Genomic DNA, 16,209 nt, shown 5'->3' on the forward strand with positions numbered 1-16,209 from the left:
GGGCATGACCCTCGCGCCCTACGCCAGTGACCCGGCGCGCACGCGCGGCCGCCGCCATCCGGAGCCGGCCACGCCGCACCGCAGTGCCTTCCAGCGCGACCGCGACCGCATCGTTCATTCCACGGCTTTCCGGCGCCTGGTCTACAAGACGCAGGTCTTCCTGAACCACGAAGGCGACCTGTTCCGCACGCGCCTGACGCACTCCATCGAAGTGGCGCAACTCGGTCGGTCCATCGCGCGTCCCCTGGGCCTGTGCGAGGACCTGGTGGAGGCCATCGCGCTCGCGCACGACCTGGGCCACACGCCCTTCGGGCATGCCGGCCAGGACGCCTTGAACGAGTGCATGGCGGACCATGGCGGCTTCGAGCACAACCTGCAGAGCCTGCGCGTCGTGGACAAGCTGGAGGAGCGTTACCCGCGCTATGACGGCCTCAACCTGTGCTTCGAGACGCGTGAGGGCATCCTCAAGCACTGCTCGCGTGCGAACGCCGAGCGCCTCGAAGCGGGCGAACCGGGCGGGGTGGGGCGGCGCTTCCTGGACCGCACCCAGCCCGGCCTGGAGGCGCAGCTGTGCAACCTGGCCGACGAGATCGCCTACAACGCGCACGACATCGATGACGGCGTGCGCTCCGGCCTGCTCACGCTCGAACAACTCGAAGCGGTGGACCTCTTCGAGCACTTCCGGCAGAGCGCCTTGCGCGCGCATCCGCAGCTCGCCGGACGGCGGCTGCTGTACGAGTCCATCCGGCTCATGCTCAGCGCCCAGGTGCACGACGTCATCGACTCCACCGCACAGGCCCTGCAGGAAGCCCGGGTCGCAAGCGCCGAGGACGTTCGCCGCGCCGCCACGCTCGTGGGCTTCAGCGAACCGATGCGGCAGCGCAGCGCCGCGCTCAAGCAGTTCCTGCTGCACCAGCTCTATCGCCATCCGCAGGTGCAGGACATGACCGGCCGGGCTCGCCGGGTGGTGCGCGATCTCTTCGGCGTCTATGTGCAGTCGCCCTCCGAGATGCCCGAGGCCTATGCCCGTGCCGACGACCTGCCGCGGGCGGTGGCCGACTACATCGCGGGCATGACCGATCGCTTCGCGCTGCGCGAGCACGAGCGGCTCACCGGGCAGCGTGTGCTGGCCGGATGAAGGCGCGGCTGGATCCGTCGCTGCTGGTCGTCGCGGCGGGCATGGCCGCGGCCTTCCACGTGGGCAAGCTGCCGCCGGCGCTGCCGGTGCTGCGCGAGGTGCTGGGCATCTCGCTGGTGCAGGCCGGCTTCCTGATCTCGCTGGTGCAGTTGGCCGGCATGAGCCTGGGCCTGGCGATCGGCCTGGCGACGGACGGCCTGGGCCTGCGGCGCACCCTGCTGGCCGGCCTGTGCATCGTGTCCGTGGCGAGCGCGGCCGGTGGCTTGGTGCGCGAGCCAGCGCTGCTGCTCGCCCTGCGCGCGGCCGAAGGGCTCGGATTTCTCCTCGTGTACACGCCCGCGCCGGGGCTGGTGCGCCGGCTCGTGCCGGCCGAGCGGCTGTCGGTGCGGCTCGGGTTCTGGGGCGCCGCCATGCCCAGCGGCGCGGCCCTCGCGCTGTTGGTCGGCCCGGCGTGGATCGCGCACTGGGGCTGGCCCAGCTGGTGGTGGCTCGCGGCGGCCCTGTCCACGGGGGTCGCCGTCGCCGTGCTGGCCAGGGTGCCGCCGGATCCGCCGGCCGCCGTAGCGCCGCGCACGGCTTCGGGCTGGGTGCCGCGCCTGGCCGTCACGCTGCGTTCGCCCGGCCCGTGGCTCATCGCGCTGGGCTTCGGCGTCTATTCGGGCCAGTGGCTGGCCGTGATCGGATTCCTGCCCACGGTGTATGCGCAGGCCGGGCTGGCGCCGGGCACCGCCGGCGTGGCCACCGCCGTGGTCGCGGCCATGAACCTCACCGGCAACCTGGCCTCGGGCCGCCTGCTGCGGCGCGGATGGGCGCCGCAGCAGCTGCTTCGCATCGGCTTCGCCACCATGGCCGTCGGCGGCGTGCTGGCCTTCTCGCCGCTCGACAGGGTGTTGCCCGGCGGCCCCCTGCCGGCCGTCCTGGCCTACGTTGCGGTACTGTGCTTCTCGGCCGTCGGCGGCCTGGTCCCGGGAACGCTGTTCTTCCTCTCGGTGCGCTTCGCGCCCGGCGTGGACACGGTCTCGACCACCGTGGGCTGGATGCAGCAATGGTCCGCCTTCGGCCAGTTCGCCGGGCCGCCCCTGGTCGCCTGGGTGGCCAGCCTCAGTGGCGGCTGGCACTTCAGCGGCCTGGTGACCGCAAGCTGCGCCCTGCTGGGCCTGGGGCTGGCACACGGCATCGGCCGGCATTGGCGGCGACTCGCGGCGGCGGCATAGAATCGCGCCCCTTGCCGCCCTCCGCATCCCCGACGCCCATGATCGCCGACCCCGCGCTGGCGCTGGAGCCGACCCGCCTCTGGCTCGAACGCGCCGTGATCGGACTGAACCTGTGTCCCTTCGCCAAGGCGGTGCTGGCCAAGGGGCAGGTGCACTTCGCCCTCACCCCGGCGCAGGACTGGGGCGGCGTGTGCGAGGCGCTGGTGCGAGAGGCCGCCGAGCTGCTGGCAAGGGACCCTGCCGAGCGCGACACCACGCTGCTCGTCGCGCCGCATGCACCGGCCGACTTCGTGGAGTTCGCCGGCCTGGTCGCGCAGGGCGAGCGGCTTTTGGCCAACAACGGCTGGTCGGGAATCCTCCAGCTCGCGAGCTTCCATCCCGCCTTCCAGTTCGCGGGAGTCGATCCCGAGGACATCACCAACAGCACCAACCGCTCGCCCTGGCCCACGCTGCACCTGCTGCGCGAGGCGAGCATCGAGCGCGCCGTGCGGGCCTTCCCGGACGCGGCCGACATCTACGAAGCCAATATGGCCACCCTGCGCCGGCTCGGGCCGGACGGCTGGGCGCAGGTCCTGGCGGGGACCCCATGACGCGCGCCGACAGCAGCACGGAGCTGCGGCCCGGGCAGTCGGTGGAGCTGCTCCAGCAGCTGCACATCCTGACCCGCGAGGGCAAGCTCAACCAGGACTCCCGGCGCAAGCTCAAGCAGGTGTACCACCTCGTGCAGTTCATCGAGAAGCTGCTGGCCGACGCACCGCAGGGCGAGGGGCGTCCGGTGCTGGTGGACCATGGCGCCGGCAAGTCCTACCTGGGGTTCATCCTCTACGACCTCATCTTCAAGCCGCGCGGTGTCGGTCAAGTCTGGGGCGTGGAGACGCGGGCGGAGCTGGTCGAGCGCTCGCGCGCCCTGGCCGGGCGGCTCGGCTTCGAGCGCATGCACTTCCTTCACCTGAGCGCGGCCGAGGCCACGCAATCGGACGCGATGCCGGCCGAGGTGGACATGGTCACGGCCCTGCACGCCTGCGACACGGCGACCGACGAGGCCATCGACTTCGGCCTGGCGCGACGCGCACGCTTCATGGTGCTGGTGCCTTGCTGCCAGGCGGAGGTGGCGGGGCACTTGCGCCAGTCCAAGGCGCTGTCCCTGTCGCGCACGCCACTGGCCGAGCTGTGGCGCCATCCGTTGCACACGCGCGAGATGGGGAGCCAGCTCACCAACGTGCTGCGCTGCCTGTACCTGGAAGCCTGCGGCTACCAGGTCACGGTCACCGAGCTGGTGGGCTGGGAGCACAGCCTCAAGAACGAGCTGATCCAGGCGCGCTGGACGGGGCAGCGCAAGCGCAGCGCGGCCGCACGCCTGTTGGCGCTGCTGTCGGAGTTCGGGCTCGACGCCCTGGCGCCCCTGCGCTTCGCGCGGCTGCCGCCGCCGTCCTCAACGGTGGGGGGGACGGGCGCGGCGCCAGGCGATCACGGCGGCGCCGATGCCGACGGCGACCAGGGCGAACACGGCCAGACCGAGCACGGGCTGCGGTAGGCCCAGGACAACGGCCACCCAGATGATGGCCGTCATCAGCAACAGGAACGCGATCATCCAGGCGGAGAACATGGTGGTCTCTCGAGGGCTCTCAGCTCGGGAAGTGTGTTTCCCGATGTATGCGCCCGCTGTCCTCCAAGCCCGCACCCGGGCGTCGGAGAACATCGCGCTCCTCGACAATCGGGCAACCTGATCCGCCCGCCCGCCATGGCCAGACTTCCTCGATTGACCCTGCCCGGCCATCCGCACCATCTCATCCAGCGTGCGGCCGGCGGCCAGCCCGTCTTCCTGGCGGCGCCCGACTTCGAGGCCATGCACGCTGCGCTGGTGGAAGAAGCGCGGCTGCACGGCGTGGCCGTGCATGCCTACGTGCTCCTGCCCACCGCGATGCACCTGCTGGCCACGCCGGGCACGGCCGAGTCGCTGGGCCGGCTCATGCAGGGGGTCGGCCGGCGCTATGCGCGCTTCCTCAATGCACGCAGCGGCCGCAGCGGCGCGCTGTGGGAAGGACGCTACCGGGGCGCCGCCCTGCAGGCGCAGGCCTATCTCCTGGACGCCATGAGTCTCCTGGATCGCCTGCCGGTCCGGGCCGGGCTGGCGCCGTCGCCGGCCGAGTGGCCGTGGTCCAGCCACGGTCACTACGTGGGCCAGCGCAGCGACCGGCTCGTGAGCCCGCATTCCTTGTGGTGGCAGCTCGGCAACACCCCGTTCGCGCGGGAGATGGCCTATGCCCAGCGGGTGGAGGCCGGTTTGCCTGCGCAGAAGGAGCAGGCGCTGCTCGACTCGGCGCTGTACGGCTGGGTCCTCGGCGACGAGGCCTTCCTGCAGGCGCTGCAGGCGCGCAGCCCGCGGCCCCTGGTCCGCGGCCAGCCGGGGCGTCCACGCACCACGGTGGGTTGATCTGTCCCCAATTTAGGGCCGGGTCTTCTCCTTCGGGTTTGAAGCGGTGTCTGACCCCTATTTATTTCGCTTGAAGTGGGTGTGAGCCTGCACTATCCTCCGCGGTCCGCGAAAGTCTCCAAGGAAACCCCTATGGCCACGCCTGCCGAAATCCAGCACCTCCAAGAACACGGCCTGTACCAGTCCGGCAACGAGCACGACGCCTGCGGCGTGGGGTTCGTGGCGCACATCCAGGGGCAGAAGAGCCACGCCATCGTGCAGCAGGCGCTCAAGATCCTGGAAAACCTGGACCATCGCGGCGCCGTGGGGGCCGACAAGCTGATGGGCGATGGCGCGGGCATCCTCATCCAGCTGCCGGACGTCCTCTACCGTGAAGAAATGGCGCGCCAGGGCGTGGAGCTGCCGCCGCCCGGCGAGTACGGCGTGGGCATGGTGTTCCTGCCCAAGGAGCACGCCTCGCGGCTGGCCTGCGAACAGGAGCTGGAGCGTGCCATCAAGGCCGAGGGCCAGGTGCTGCTGGGCTGGCGTGACGTGCCGGTGGACCGCGACATGCCCATGTCGCCGGCCGTGCGCGAGAAGGAGCCCATCCTGCGCCAGGTCTTCATCGGCCGCGGCAGCGACGTCATCGTGCAGGACGCGCTGGAACGCAAGCTGTATGTCATCCGCAAGACCGCCAGCGCCGCCATCCAGAGCCTGCGCCTGAAGCACAGCAAGGAGTACTACGTCCCCAGCATGTCCAGCCGCACGGTGGTCTACAAGGGCCTGCTGCTGGCGGACCAGGTGGGCACCTATTACCTGGACCTGAAGGACGAGCGCTGCGTCTCCGCCCTGGGCCTGGTGCACCAGCGCTTTTCCACCAACACCTTCCCCGAGTGGCCGCTGGCGCACCCCTATCGCTATGTCGCGCACAACGGAGAGATCAACACCGTCAAGGGCAACTACAACTGGATGAAGGCGCGCGAAGGCGTGATGTCCTCGCCGGTGCTGGGCGCCGACCTGAAGAAGCTGTATCCGATCAGCTTCCCGGACCAGTCGGACACCGCCACCTTCGACAACTGCCTGGAGTTGCTGACCATGGCCGGCTATCCCATCAGCCAGGCCGTGATGATGATGATCCCCGAGCCGTGGGAGCAGCACGCCACCATGGACCCGCGCCGGCGCGCTTTCTACGAATACCACGCAGCCATGCTGGAGCCCTGGGACGGCCCGGCCTCCATCGTGTTCACCGACGGCCGGCAGATCGGCGCCACGCTGGACCGCAACGGCCTGCGGCCTTCGCGCTACTGCATCACCGACGACGACCTGGTGATCATGGCCTCCGAATCCGGCGTGCTGCCGGTGCCGGAGAACAAGATCGTGCGCAAGTGGCGCCTGCAGCCCGGGCGCATGTTCCTGATCGACCTGGAGCAGGGCCGCATGATCGACGACGAGGAGCTCAAGGCCACGCTGGCCAACAGCAAGCCCTACAAGCAGTGGATCGAGAACCTGCGCATCAAGATCGATGACCTGACCGACACCACCGGCAAGGCGCCCGAGAGCGCGGTGTCGCTGCTCGACCGGCAGCAGGCCTTCGGCTACACGCAGGAGGACATCAAGTTCCTCATGTCGCCCATGGCCCAGGCTGGCGAGGAGGGCGTGGGCTCCATGGGCAACGACAGCCCGCTGGCGGTGCTCTCGGACAAGAACAAGCCGCTCTACAACTACTTCAAGCAGCTCTTCGCGCAGGTGACCAACCCGCCGATCGACCCGATCCGCGAGGCCATCGTGATGTCGCTGGTGTCCTTCATCGGGCCCAAGCCCAACCTGCTGGACATCAACCAGGTCAACCCGCCCATGCGCCTGGAGGTGAGCCAGCCGATCCTGGACTTCGCCGACATGGCCAAGCTGCGTGACATCGACAAGGTCACGCAGGGCAAGTTCCGTAGCTACACGCTGGACATCACCTACCCGCTGGCCTGGGGCCACGAGGGCGTGGAGGCCAAGCTGGCTTCGCTCAATGCCGAGGCGGTGGACGCCATCAAGGGCGGCAAGAACATCCTGATCATCAGCGACCGCGGCGTGAACGCGGGCCAGGTGGCCATCCCCGCGCTGCTGGCGCTGTCCTCCATCCACCAGCACCTGGTGCGCGAGGGCCTGCGGACCACGGCCGGCCTGGTGGTGGAGACCGGCTCGGCCCGCGAGGTGCACCACTTCGGCGTGCTGGCCGGCTACGGCGCCGAGGCCGTGCACCCCTACCTCGCGATGGAGACGCTGGTCGCCATCCACAAGGACCTGCCCGGTGATCTTTCGGCCGAGAAGGCCGTCTACAACTACGTCAAGGCGATCGGCAAGGGCCTGTCCAAGATCATGTCCAAGATGGGCGTGAGCACCTACATGAGCTACTGCGGTGCGCAGCTCTTCGAGGCCATCGGCCTGAACAGCGACACGGTGGCCAAGTACTTCACCGGCACGGCCAGCCGCATCGAAGGCATCGGTGTGTTCGAGATCGCCGAGGAAGCCATCCGCATGCACCGCCTGGCCTTCGGCAAGGACCCGGTGCTCGCCCACATGCTGGACGCCGGCGGCGAGTACGCCTGGCGCGTGCGCGGCGAGGAGCACATGTGGACGCCCGACGCCATCGCCAAGCTGCAGCACAGCACGCGCGCCAACAACTGGAACACCTACAAGGAATACGCCCAGTTGATCAACGACCAGAGCCGCCGCCACATGACGCTGCGTGGCCTGTTCGAGTTCAAGGTCGATCCGGCCAAGGCCATTCCCATCGACGAAGTCGAGCCGGCCAAGGAGATCGTCAAGCGCTTCGCCACCGGCGCGATGTCGCTGGGGTCGATTTCCACCGAGGCGCACGCGACGCTGGCCATCGCCATGAACCGCATCGGCGGCAAGAGCAACACGGGTGAGGGCGGCGAGGACCCGGCGCGCTACCGCCAGGAACTCAAGGGCATCCCGATCAAGCAGGGGCAGACCCTGGCCGAGGTGGTGGGCCGCGACGTCGTCGAAGTGGACATGCCGCTGAAGGATGGCGACTCGCTGCGCTCGAAGATCAAGCAGGTCGCCTCGGGCCGCTTCGGCGTCACCGCCGAATACCTGGCCTCGTCCGACCAGGTGCAGATCAAGATGGCCCAGGGCGCCAAGCCCGGCGAGGGCGGACAGCTGCCCGGCGGCAAGGTGTCCAACTACATCGGCAAGCTGCGCTACTCGGTGCCCGGCGTCGGCCTGATCTCGCCGCCGCCGCACCACGACATCTACTCCATCGAGGACCTGGCGCAGCTCATTCACGACCTGAAGAACGTGGCACCGCACGCCAGCATCAGCGTCAAGCTGGTGTCGGAAGTGGGGGTGGGCACCATCGCCGCGGGCGTGGCCAAGTGCAAGAGCGACCACGTGGTGATCGCCGGGCACGATGGCGGCACTGGCGCCTCGCCCTGGTCCTCGATCAAGCACGCCGGCAGCCCCTGGGAGATCGGCCTGGCCGAGACCCAGCAGACCCTGGTGCTGAACCGCCTGCGCAGCCGCATCCGCGTGCAGGCCGACGGCCAGATGAAGACGGGCCGCGACGTGGTGATCGGCGCTTTGCTCGGCGCCGACGAGTTCGGCTTCGCCACCGCGCCGCTGGTGGTGGAGGGCTGCATCATGATGCGCAAGTGCCACCTCAACACCTGCCCGGTGGGCGTGGCCACGCAGGACCCGGTGCTGCGCAAGAAGTTCTCGGGCAAGCCCGAGCACGTCGTCAACTACTTCTTCTTCGTCGCCGAGGAAGTGCGCCAGATCATGGCGCAGCTGGGCATCCGCAGCTTCGACGAGATGATCGGCCGCACTGACCTGCTCGACATGAAGCAGGGCATCGAGCACTGGAAGGCGCGCGGCCTGGACTTCTCGCGCCTGTTCGCGCAGCCGCGCGTGCCGGCCGAGGTGCCCAGGTACCACGTGGAGACGCAGGACCATGGACTGGAGCGCAGCCTGGACCGCGTCCTCATCGAGAAATCGCGCGCGGCCATCGAGCGCGGCGAGAAGGTGCAGTTCATGGAGGTGGCCCGCAACGTGAACCGCTCGGTCGGCGCCATGCTCTCGGGTGCGCTCACCAAGGCACGCCCCGAAGGCCTGCCCGACGACACCATCCGCATCCAGCTGGAAGGCACGGGCGGCCAGTCCTTCGGCGCCTTCCTGGCCAAGGGCATCACGCTGTACCTGATCGGTGACGCCAACGACTACACCGGCAAGGGCCTCTCGGGCGGCCGGATCATCGTGCGCCCGAGCATCGACTTCCGGGGCGAGGCCATGCGCAACATCATCATCGGCAACACGGCGCTGTACGGCGCCACCACCGGCGAGGCCTTCTTCAGCGGCGTGGCCGGCGAGCGCTTCGCGGTGCGCCTGTCGGGCGCCACGGCGGTGGTGGAGGGCACGGGCGACCATGGCTGCGAGTACATGACCGGCGGCACCGTCGTGGTGCTGGGCAAGACCGGGCGCAACTTCGCGGCCGGCATGTCCGGCGGCGTGGCCTACGTGTACGACGAGGACGGCCAGTTCGCCTCGCGCTGCAACACCGCCATGGTCTCGCTGGAGCCGGTGGTCCCGTCCTCCGAGCAGAAGGCGCTGGCGGTGCGCACCAAGCTGCACGGCAACGCCACCGACGAGGCGCACCTGAAGCGCCTGCTGGAGGACCACAACCGCTGGACCGGCAGCAAGCGTGCCCGCGAACTGCTGGACCGCTGGGCCGAGAGCCGCCAGAAGTTCGTGAAGGTCTTCCCCAACGAGTACAAGCGCGCGCTGGTGGAAATGCACGAGCGCGAGGTCATGGAAGCCAGCACGGGCAACAACAGCCAGGCCGCCGTCCACGACGGCATCGCCGCAGCATAAGCCTCCCCCCCGAGGCGCCTTCGGCGCTTCCCCCTCAAGGGGGCGCCACCAGCGGCCCGGCAGAGCCGGTTCCGCGGTGGCACTGGGCAGGAACAGACGAACGTACGGGAAACACGGAGCAAGCAACATGGGCAAAGTCACCGGCTTCATGGAATACGAGCGCGTCGAGGAGGGCTACAAGCCCGTGCCCGAGCGCCTGAAGCACTACAAGGAATTCACCATCGCCCTGGACGACAAGGCCGCCCAGGTGCAGGGGGCGCGCTGCATGGACTGCGGCATTCCCTTCTGCAACAGCGGCTGTCCGGTCAACAACATCATTCCGGACTTCAACGACCTGGTGTACCGCCAGGACTGGGAAGGCGCCTGGCTGGTGCTGGACTCCACCAACAACTACCCCGAGTTCACCGGCCGCATCTGCCCCGCGCCCTGCGAGGCCGCCTGCACGCTGAACTTCAACAACGATCCGGTGGGCATCAAGTCCATCGAGCGCGCCATCGTCGATCGCGCCTGGGAGAACGGCTGGGTGCAGCCGCGCCCGCCCGAGGTCCGCACCGGCAAGAAGGTGGCCGTGGTGGGTTCCGGCCCGGCCGGCATGGCGGCGGCGCAGCAGCTCGCGCGCGTCGGCCACGAAGTGACCCTGATCGAGAAGAACGACCGCATCGGCGGCCTGCTGCGCTACGGCATCCCCGACTTCAAGATGGAGAAGCACCACATCGACCGCCGCGTCGAGCAGATGAAGGCCGAGGGCGTGACGGTGCGCACCGGCGTGCTGGTGGGCAAGCTGCCCGAGGGCAGCAAGGTGACCAACTGGGCCAAGGAAACGCTGGCGCCCGAGCAGCTCCTGAAGGACTTCGACGCGGTGCTGCTGGCCGGCGGCGCCGAGCAGTCGCGTGACCTGCCCGTGCCCGGCCGTGACCTGGACGGCATCCACTTCGCCATGGAGTTCCTGCCGCAGCAGAACAAGGTCAACGCCGGCGACAAGGTCAAGGGCCAGATCATGGCCACCGGCAAGCACGTCATCGTGATCGGCGGCGGCGACACCGGCAGCGACTGCGTGGGCACCAGCAACCGCCACGGCGCGGCCGGCGTGGTGCAGTTCGAGCTGATGCCGCAGCCGCCGGAGGAAGAGAACAAGCCGCTGACCTGGCCCTATTGGCCGTACAAGCTGCGCACCTCCTCCTCGCACGAGGAAGGCTGCGAGCGCGAGTTCGCCATCGCGACCAAGGAGTTCCTCGGAGAAAAGGGCAAGGTCACCGGGCTGAAGACCGTCCGCGTGGAGTGGAAGGACGGCAAGATGAGCGAGGTGCCCGGCAGCGAGCAGGTCCTCAAGGCCGACCTGGTGCTGCTGGCCATGGGCTTCGTGAGCCCCGTGGCCAGCATCCTGGAGAGCTTCGGCGTGGAGCGCGATGCGCGCGGCAATGCCCGCGCCGGGACCGACGCGGCCGGCGGTTACGCCACCAGCGTGCCCAAGGTCTTCGCCGCCGGCGACATGCGACGCGGCCAGAGCCTGGTGGTCTGGGCCATCCGCGAAGGCCGGCAGGCTGCGCGGGCGGTGGACGAGTACCTCATGGGCACGAGCGTCCTGCCGCGCTAGGCGGCTTGGCGGTGGCCGGCGCCGGGTGGCGCCCGGCCGCCTCGGTATCATCGCGTACCCCCCCTCAAGGCCGGGCTCGACCCGGCTTCTTCGTTTCCGCATGTCGATCGACGACCCCGATTCCCCGCCCCTGGTGGTGTGCCGCGACCTGAGCTTCGGCTACGGGCAGCGCCGCATCCTGGACGGCGTGAGCTTCACCGTGCCGCGCGGCAAGGTGACGGCGCTCATGGGCGCGTCCGGCGGCGGCAAGACCACGGTGCTGCGCCTCATCGGCGGGCAGGTGCGCGCCCAGGCGGGCGAGCTGCTCTTCGACGGGCAGGACGTCGGCCGCCTGGACCTGCGGGGCCTGTTCGCCGTGCGTCGTCGCATGGGCATGCTGTTCCAGTTCGGCGCGCTGTTCACCGACCTGTCGGTGTTCGACAACGTGGCCTTCCCGCTGCGCGAGCACACCGACCTGCCCGAGCCGCTGGTGCGCGACATCGTCCTCATGAAGCTCAACGCCGTCGGCCTGCGTGGCGCGCGGGACCTGATGCCCGCCGAGGTGTCGGGCGGTATGGCCCGGCGCGTGGCGCTGGCCCGCGCCATCGCCCTGGATCCGGAGCTGATCATGTACGACGAGCCATTCGCCGGGCTCGACCCGATCTCGCTGGGCACCTCGGCGCAGCTCATTCGGCAGCTCAACGACACCTTGGGCATCACCAGCATCGTGGTCTCGCACGACCTGGACGAGACCTTCCGCATCGCCGACCAGGTGATCGTCCTGGCCAACGGGCGCATCGCGGCGCAGGGCACGCCCGAGGAAGTGCGGGCCTCGAACGACCCGCTGGTGCGGCAGTTCGTGCAGGCACAGCCCGAAGGGCCGGTCCATTTCCACTACCCCGGTCCCACCGTGGACCAGGACTTCGGCGCGGGACTGCGATGAACGGCCTCCATCCCGCCCGCCTGGGCCTGGCCACGCGCCGCAAGCTGGGCGACCTCGGCCGCGGCCTGCGCCTTTTCACGCGCATGCTGGTGCTGCTGGGCCCCAGCATGCGCCGCTTCTCGCTGGTGCGCGACCAGGTGCATTTCCTGGGCAACTACTCGCTGGCCATCATTGCCGTGTCCGGCCTGTTCGTCGGCTTCGTGCTCGGCCTGCAGGGCTACTACACGCTGCAGCGCTACGGCTCCACCGAGGCGCTGGGCCTGCTGGTCGCCCTGAGCCTGGTGCGCGAGCTGGGCCCGGTGGTCACCGCCTTGCTCTTCGCCGGCCGGGCCGGCACCTCGCTCACGGCGGAGATCGGCCTCATGAAGGCCGGCGAACAGCTCTCGGCCATGGAGATGATGGCGGTGGACCCGATCCGCCGCATCCTCGCGCCGCGCTTCTGGGGCGGGGTCATCGCCATGCCCCTGCTCGCGGCGGTCTTCAGCGCGGTGGGCATCATCGGCGGCTGGGTGGTGGGCGTGCTGATGATCGGGGTCGATCCCGGTGCGTTCTGGAGCCAGATGCAAGGCGGCGTGGACGTCTGGCGCGACGTGGGCAACGGGGTGATCAAGAGCTTCGTCTTCGGCGTCACGGTCACCTTCGTGGCCGTCCTCGAGGGCTTCGAGGCGCATCCCACGCCCGAGGGCGTCTCGCGCGCCACCACGCGCACGGTGGTGGTGGCCTCGCTCGCGGTGCTGGGGCTCGATTTCATGCTCACGGCGATGATGTTCAGCCTGTGAGCCGGACACGGCAGGAAGGATTGGAAGATGGACAAATCGAAGAACGACGTCTGGGTGGGCCTGTTCGTGCTGATCGGCGCGGCGGCGCTGCTGTTCCTGGCGCTGCAGTCGGCCAACCTGCTGACCCTGAACTTCCAGCCGACCTACCGGCTGGAAGCCCGCTTCGACAACATCGGCGGCCTCAAGCCGCGCGCCGCGGTGCGCAGTGCCGGCGTGGTGGTCGGCCGGGTGGAGTCGATCAGCTTCGACGACCAGAGCTACCGCGCCCGCGTGGTGCTGGAGCTGGAAGACCGCTACACCTTCCCCAAGGACAGCTCGCTCAAGATCCTCACCAGCGGCCTGCTGGGTGAGCAGTACATCGGCATCGAACCGGGCTACGAGGAAAAGAAGCTGGCGCAGGGCGATACGATCGGCAACACGCAGTCGGCGGTGGTGCTGGAGAACCTGATCAGCCAGTTCCTCTACAACCGCGCCGCCGAGCCTGCGGCCGCTGCCGCACCGGCCGCGGCGCCCGCTGCCCCGCCCCGAAAATGATCTCGTCCGTATTTCGCCTGCTTTCGCTCCTGGTCGTGGCGCTGGCCCTGGGCGCCTGCGCCGCCGGGCCCGACCCGCGCGACCCGCTGGAGCCCTGGAACCGCAAGGTGTCCGACTTCAACGAGGCCGTGGATTCCATCGTGCTGAAGCCGGCCGCCATCGGCTACCGCGAGGCGCTGCCGCCCCTGGTGCGCACGGGCGTGAGCAACTTCTTCGCCAACCTGGGCGATGCCTGGTCCACCGTCAACAACGCGCTGCAGCTGCGCCCGCACCATGCCGCCGAGAGCTGGCTGCGCTTCGGCGTCAATACCTTTTTCGGCCTGGGTGGGGTGCTGGACATCGCCAGCGACATGGGAATCGAGCGGCACCGCGAGGATTTCGGCCAGACGCTGGGCCGCTGGGGCGTGGACACGGGGCCTTACATCGTGCTGCCACTGCTCGGGCCTTCCACGCTGCGCGACACCCTGGCCCTGCCGGTTGATCGCTGGGGCGACCCGGTGCGCCTCGTCAACCCGGACAGCCTGGAGACGGGGCTCTATGCGCTGCGCGCCGTCGATGTCCGCGCCAACCTGCTGCGCGCCAGCTCGGTGCTGGACGCGGTGGCCCTGGACAAGTACAGCTTCACGCGGGACGCCTTCCTGCAGCGGCGGCGCGCCCAGATCTACCGGCCCGACGCGCAGGTCGATCCGCAGTCGGCGGACGAGGACTTCAGCCGCTGAGCCTGGGCAAGCACATGCAACGGCTGGAACCTGCCCCGCGGCACAGGCCTCCAACAAGGTTCCGTGCCGCGAGGCCTGAATACTTTTGAAAGACAAACGATGAACCGACGACATTTCGCCGTGCAAGCAGCCACCCTCGGCGCCGCCGCGGCGGGCCTGGCCGGCTGGCTGCCCGCCATGGCGGCCGATGAAGCGCCGGATGCCCTCATCAAGCGGCTGTCCGACGAACTGCTGGCCCTCATCCGCTCCGATCCGGCGCTGCGCAACGGGGATGTGAACCGGATCATGACCGTGGTCGATGCCAAGGTCATGCCCAACGTGAACTTCCGCCGCATGACCGCCTCGGCGGTCGGTCCGGCCTGGCGCCAGGCCACGCCCGAGCAGCAGAAGCGCCTGCAGGAGGAGTTCAAGACCCTGCTGGTGCGCACCTACTCGGGTGCGCTTGCGCAGGTCAATGACGAGACCATCACCGTGCGGCCGCTGCGCGCGTCGCCCACCGACAGCGAGGTGGTGGTGCGCAGCGAGATCCGCGGCCGGGGGGATCCCATCCAGCTCGAGTACCGCATGGAGAAGACGCCCGGCGAAGGCGCGGGCTGGAAGATCTACAACCTCAACGTGCTGGGCGTCTGGCTGGTCGAGACCTACCGCAGCCAGTTCGCGACGGAGATCAACCAGCGCGGCATCGACGGCCTGATCGCCACGCTGGCCGAGCGCAATCGCGCCAATGCCGCGGCGCGGCGCGGCTGACGCGCCATGACCACCCTGGTGCTGCCCGCCTCGCTCACCCACGATGGGGCCGCCGCCTGCTCGCGCATGCTGGGCCAGGCCGTGCGGGCGCTCGGCGACGGGCAGGCCATCGCCGATGCGAGCGTATTGGAGCGCTTCGACTCCTCCGCGCTCGCGGTGCTGCTGGAGTGCCGGCGCGAAGCACTTGCGCACGGCAAGGGCTTCGCGGTGCGCGGCCTGCCGGCGCGACTGCGGGCGCTCGCGGTTCTCTACGGCGTGGACGGGCTGCTGCCGCCGGCGGCTTGACGGGGCGCTCGAAAGCGCGAGGAGGGCGCGCCGCCTAGAATGGCGGGTTGCCTATGCCCGCCATTTCCTTCCAGTCCGTCTCCAAGACCTACGCCACCGCGCGCGGCGAATTCAAGGCTCTGTCGGACGTCAGCCTGGACATCGAGCCGGGCGAGTTCTTCGGCCTGCTCGGGCCCAACGGCGCCGGCAAGACCACCCTGATCTCCATCCTGGCGGGCCTGGTGCGCGCCAGCAGCGGGCGCGTGGTGGTCAACGGCCACGACGTGCAGGCGGACTACGCGCAGGCGCGGCGCCAGCTGGGCGTGGTGCCACAGGAGCTGGTCTTCGATCCCTTCTTCACCGTGCGCGAGGCCCTGCGCATCCAGTCCGGCTACTTCGGCGTGAAGAACAACGAAGCCTGGATCGACGAACTGCTCGAAAGCCTGGGCCTGGCCGACAAGGCCAAGGCGAACATGCGCCAGCTCTCGGGCGGCATGAAGCGCCGGGTGCTGGTGGCGCAGTCGCTGGTCCATCGCCCGCCGGTCATCGTTCTGGACGAGCCCACGGCCGGTGTGGACGTGGAACTGCGGCAGACGCTGTGGCAATTCATCGCGCGGCTGAACCGGCAGGGGCACACGGTGCTCCTGACCACGCACTACCTGGAGGAAGCCGAGGCCCTGTGCGGGCGCATCGCCATGCTCAAGTCCGGCCGCATCGTCGCCCTGGAGCGCACCAGCGAGCTGCTGCGCGCGGCGTCGAGCAACGTGCTGCGTTTCAAGACCGAGGGCCACCGGCTGCCGCCCGAGCTCGCCGCCAAGGCCCGCGTGACGGGGCGCATCGTGCAGTTGCCCGCGCACGATGCCCACGAGATCGAGAGCTACCTGGCGGCGATCCGCCAGGCGGGGCTGAACGTCGAGGACGTGGAGATCCGCAAGGCGGACCTGGAAGACGTGTTCCTGGACGTGATGGCCGAAAAGAAGAAGGAAGTGGTGGCGCCATGATCT

General features: G+C 69.4%; 14 protein-coding genes. All 14 read left to right on the top strand.

The genetic code is table 11. The features are described from left to right. Positions 1-4 precede the first annotated feature (4 nt). The 14 genes from EZ242_RS10685 to EZ242_RS10750 all read left to right on the top strand — a co-directional run bounded on the left by EZ242_RS10685 (position 5) and on the right by EZ242_RS10750 (position 16,206). Positions 5-1,138, top strand: coding sequence for a deoxyguanosinetriphosphate triphosphohydrolase (locus EZ242_RS10685; protein ID WP_135285150.1), 1,134 nt, complete (start codon positions 5-7; stop codon positions 1,136-1,138). After that, positions 1,135-2,352 (top strand): MFS transporter, encoded by a 1,218-nt coding sequence (locus EZ242_RS10690; protein WP_135285151.1) that lies wholly within the window; start codon positions 1,135-1,137, stop codon positions 2,350-2,352. The genes EZ242_RS10685 and EZ242_RS10690 overlap by 4 nt, the downstream gene beginning before the upstream one ends. Before the next feature lie 38 nt (positions 2,353-2,390). Next, positions 2,391-2,942 (top strand): DUF1415 domain-containing protein, encoded by a 552-nt coding sequence (locus EZ242_RS10695; protein ID WP_135285152.1) that lies wholly within the window; start codon positions 2,391-2,393, stop codon positions 2,940-2,942. After that, positions 2,939-3,886, top strand: coding sequence for a class I SAM-dependent methyltransferase (locus EZ242_RS10700; RefSeq protein ID WP_135285153.1), 948 nt, complete (start codon positions 2,939-2,941; stop codon positions 3,884-3,886). Before EZ242_RS10695 ends, EZ242_RS10700 begins: the two co-directional genes overlap by 4 nt. Before the next feature lie 207 nt (positions 3,887-4,093). Then, positions 4,094-4,786, top strand: a complete 693-nt coding sequence (locus tag EZ242_RS10705) for a transposase (RefSeq protein ID WP_135285154.1) — start codon at positions 4,094-4,096, stop codon at positions 4,784-4,786. A 132-nt stretch (positions 4,787-4,918) separates the two neighbouring features. Further along, positions 4,919-9,646: a glutamate synthase-related protein gene (locus EZ242_RS10710; protein ID WP_135285155.1), complete on the top strand. Its 4,728-nt coding sequence runs from the start codon at positions 4,919-4,921 to the stop codon at positions 9,644-9,646. A gap of 127 nt (positions 9,647-9,773) precedes the next feature. Continuing rightward, positions 9,774-11,240, top strand: coding sequence for a glutamate synthase subunit beta (locus tag EZ242_RS10715; RefSeq protein ID WP_135285156.1), 1,467 nt, complete (start codon positions 9,774-9,776; stop codon positions 11,238-11,240). Positions 11,241-11,340: 100 nt separating this feature from the next. Continuing rightward, positions 11,341-12,162: an ABC transporter ATP-binding protein gene (locus tag EZ242_RS10720; RefSeq protein ID WP_135285157.1), complete on the top strand. Its 822-nt coding sequence runs from the start codon at positions 11,341-11,343 to the stop codon at positions 12,160-12,162. After that, entirely contained in the window at positions 12,159-12,941 is a 783-nt protein-coding gene (gene mlaE, locus EZ242_RS10725; protein ID WP_135285158.1) for a lipid asymmetry maintenance ABC transporter permease subunit MlaE, read from the top strand. Before EZ242_RS10720 ends, mlaE begins: the two co-directional genes overlap by 4 nt. 27 nt (positions 12,942-12,968) lie before the next feature. Then, positions 12,969-13,475 (top strand): outer membrane lipid asymmetry maintenance protein MlaD, encoded by a 507-nt coding sequence (mlaD, locus tag EZ242_RS10730; protein WP_135285159.1) that lies wholly within the window; start codon positions 12,969-12,971, stop codon positions 13,473-13,475. Then, positions 13,472-14,194 carry an MlaA family lipoprotein gene (locus EZ242_RS10735; protein WP_135285160.1) on the top strand — a complete coding sequence of 241 codons (723 nt, stop codon included), beginning with the start codon at positions 13,472-13,474 and terminating at the stop codon, positions 14,192-14,194. Before mlaD ends, EZ242_RS10735 begins: the two co-directional genes overlap by 4 nt. A 99-nt stretch (positions 14,195-14,293) precedes the next feature. After that, a complete protein-coding gene (locus EZ242_RS10740) occupies positions 14,294-14,941 on the top strand; it encodes an MlaC/ttg2D family ABC transporter substrate-binding protein (protein WP_135285161.1) in 648 nt (215 codons plus the stop codon). Positions 14,942-14,947: 6 nt separating this feature from the next. Then, complete coding sequence (locus tag EZ242_RS10745) at positions 14,948-15,226, top strand: STAS domain-containing protein (protein WP_135285162.1); 279 nt, start codon at positions 14,948-14,950, stop codon at positions 15,224-15,226. Positions 15,227-15,279: 53 nt separating this feature from the next. Next, a complete protein-coding gene (locus EZ242_RS10750; protein WP_135285163.1) occupies positions 15,280-16,206 on the top strand; it encodes an ABC transporter ATP-binding protein in 927 nt (308 codons plus the stop codon). Positions 16,207-16,209: the final 3 nt, after the last annotated feature.

It is taken from the genome of Ramlibacter rhizophilus (assembly GCF_004681965.1).
In the GTDB taxonomy this organism is placed as follows: domain Bacteria; phylum Pseudomonadota; class Gammaproteobacteria; order Burkholderiales; family Burkholderiaceae_C; genus Ramlibacter; species Ramlibacter rhizophilus.

Excerpts from the sequence above, each read along its gene's own strand:
- EZ242_RS10685 (WP_135285150.1), top strand. The coding sequence starts at position 5 with ATGACCCTCGCGCCCTACGCCAGTGACCCGGCGCGCACGCGCGGCCGC.
- EZ242_RS10690 (WP_135285151.1), top strand. The coding sequence starts at position 1,135 with ATGAAGGCGCGGCTGGATCCGTCGCTGCTGGTCGTCGCGGCGGGCATG.
- EZ242_RS10695 (WP_135285152.1), top strand. The coding sequence starts at position 2,391 with ATGATCGCCGACCCCGCGCTGGCGCTGGAGCCGACCCGCCTCTGGCTC.
- EZ242_RS10700 (WP_135285153.1), top strand. The coding sequence starts at position 2,939 with ATGACGCGCGCCGACAGCAGCACGGAGCTGCGGCCCGGGCAGTCGGTG.
- EZ242_RS10705 (WP_135285154.1), top strand. The coding sequence starts at position 4,094 with ATGGCCAGACTTCCTCGATTGACCCTGCCCGGCCATCCGCACCATCTC.
- EZ242_RS10710 (WP_135285155.1), top strand. The coding sequence starts at position 4,919 with ATGGCCACGCCTGCCGAAATCCAGCACCTCCAAGAACACGGCCTGTAC.
- EZ242_RS10715 (WP_135285156.1), top strand. The coding sequence starts at position 9,774 with ATGGGCAAAGTCACCGGCTTCATGGAATACGAGCGCGTCGAGGAGGGC.
- EZ242_RS10720 (WP_135285157.1), top strand. The coding sequence starts at position 11,341 with ATGTCGATCGACGACCCCGATTCCCCGCCCCTGGTGGTGTGCCGCGAC.
- mlaE (WP_135285158.1), top strand. The coding sequence starts at position 12,159 with ATGAACGGCCTCCATCCCGCCCGCCTGGGCCTGGCCACGCGCCGCAAG.
- mlaD (WP_135285159.1), top strand. The coding sequence starts at position 12,969 with ATGGACAAATCGAAGAACGACGTCTGGGTGGGCCTGTTCGTGCTGATC.
- EZ242_RS10735 (WP_135285160.1), top strand. The coding sequence starts at position 13,472 with ATGATCTCGTCCGTATTTCGCCTGCTTTCGCTCCTGGTCGTGGCGCTG.
- EZ242_RS10740 (WP_135285161.1), top strand. The coding sequence starts at position 14,294 with ATGAACCGACGACATTTCGCCGTGCAAGCAGCCACCCTCGGCGCCGCC.
- EZ242_RS10745 (WP_135285162.1), top strand. The coding sequence starts at position 14,948 with ATGACCACCCTGGTGCTGCCCGCCTCGCTCACCCACGATGGGGCCGCC.
- EZ242_RS10750 (WP_135285163.1), top strand. The coding sequence starts at position 15,280 with ATGCCCGCCATTTCCTTCCAGTCCGTCTCCAAGACCTACGCCACCGCG.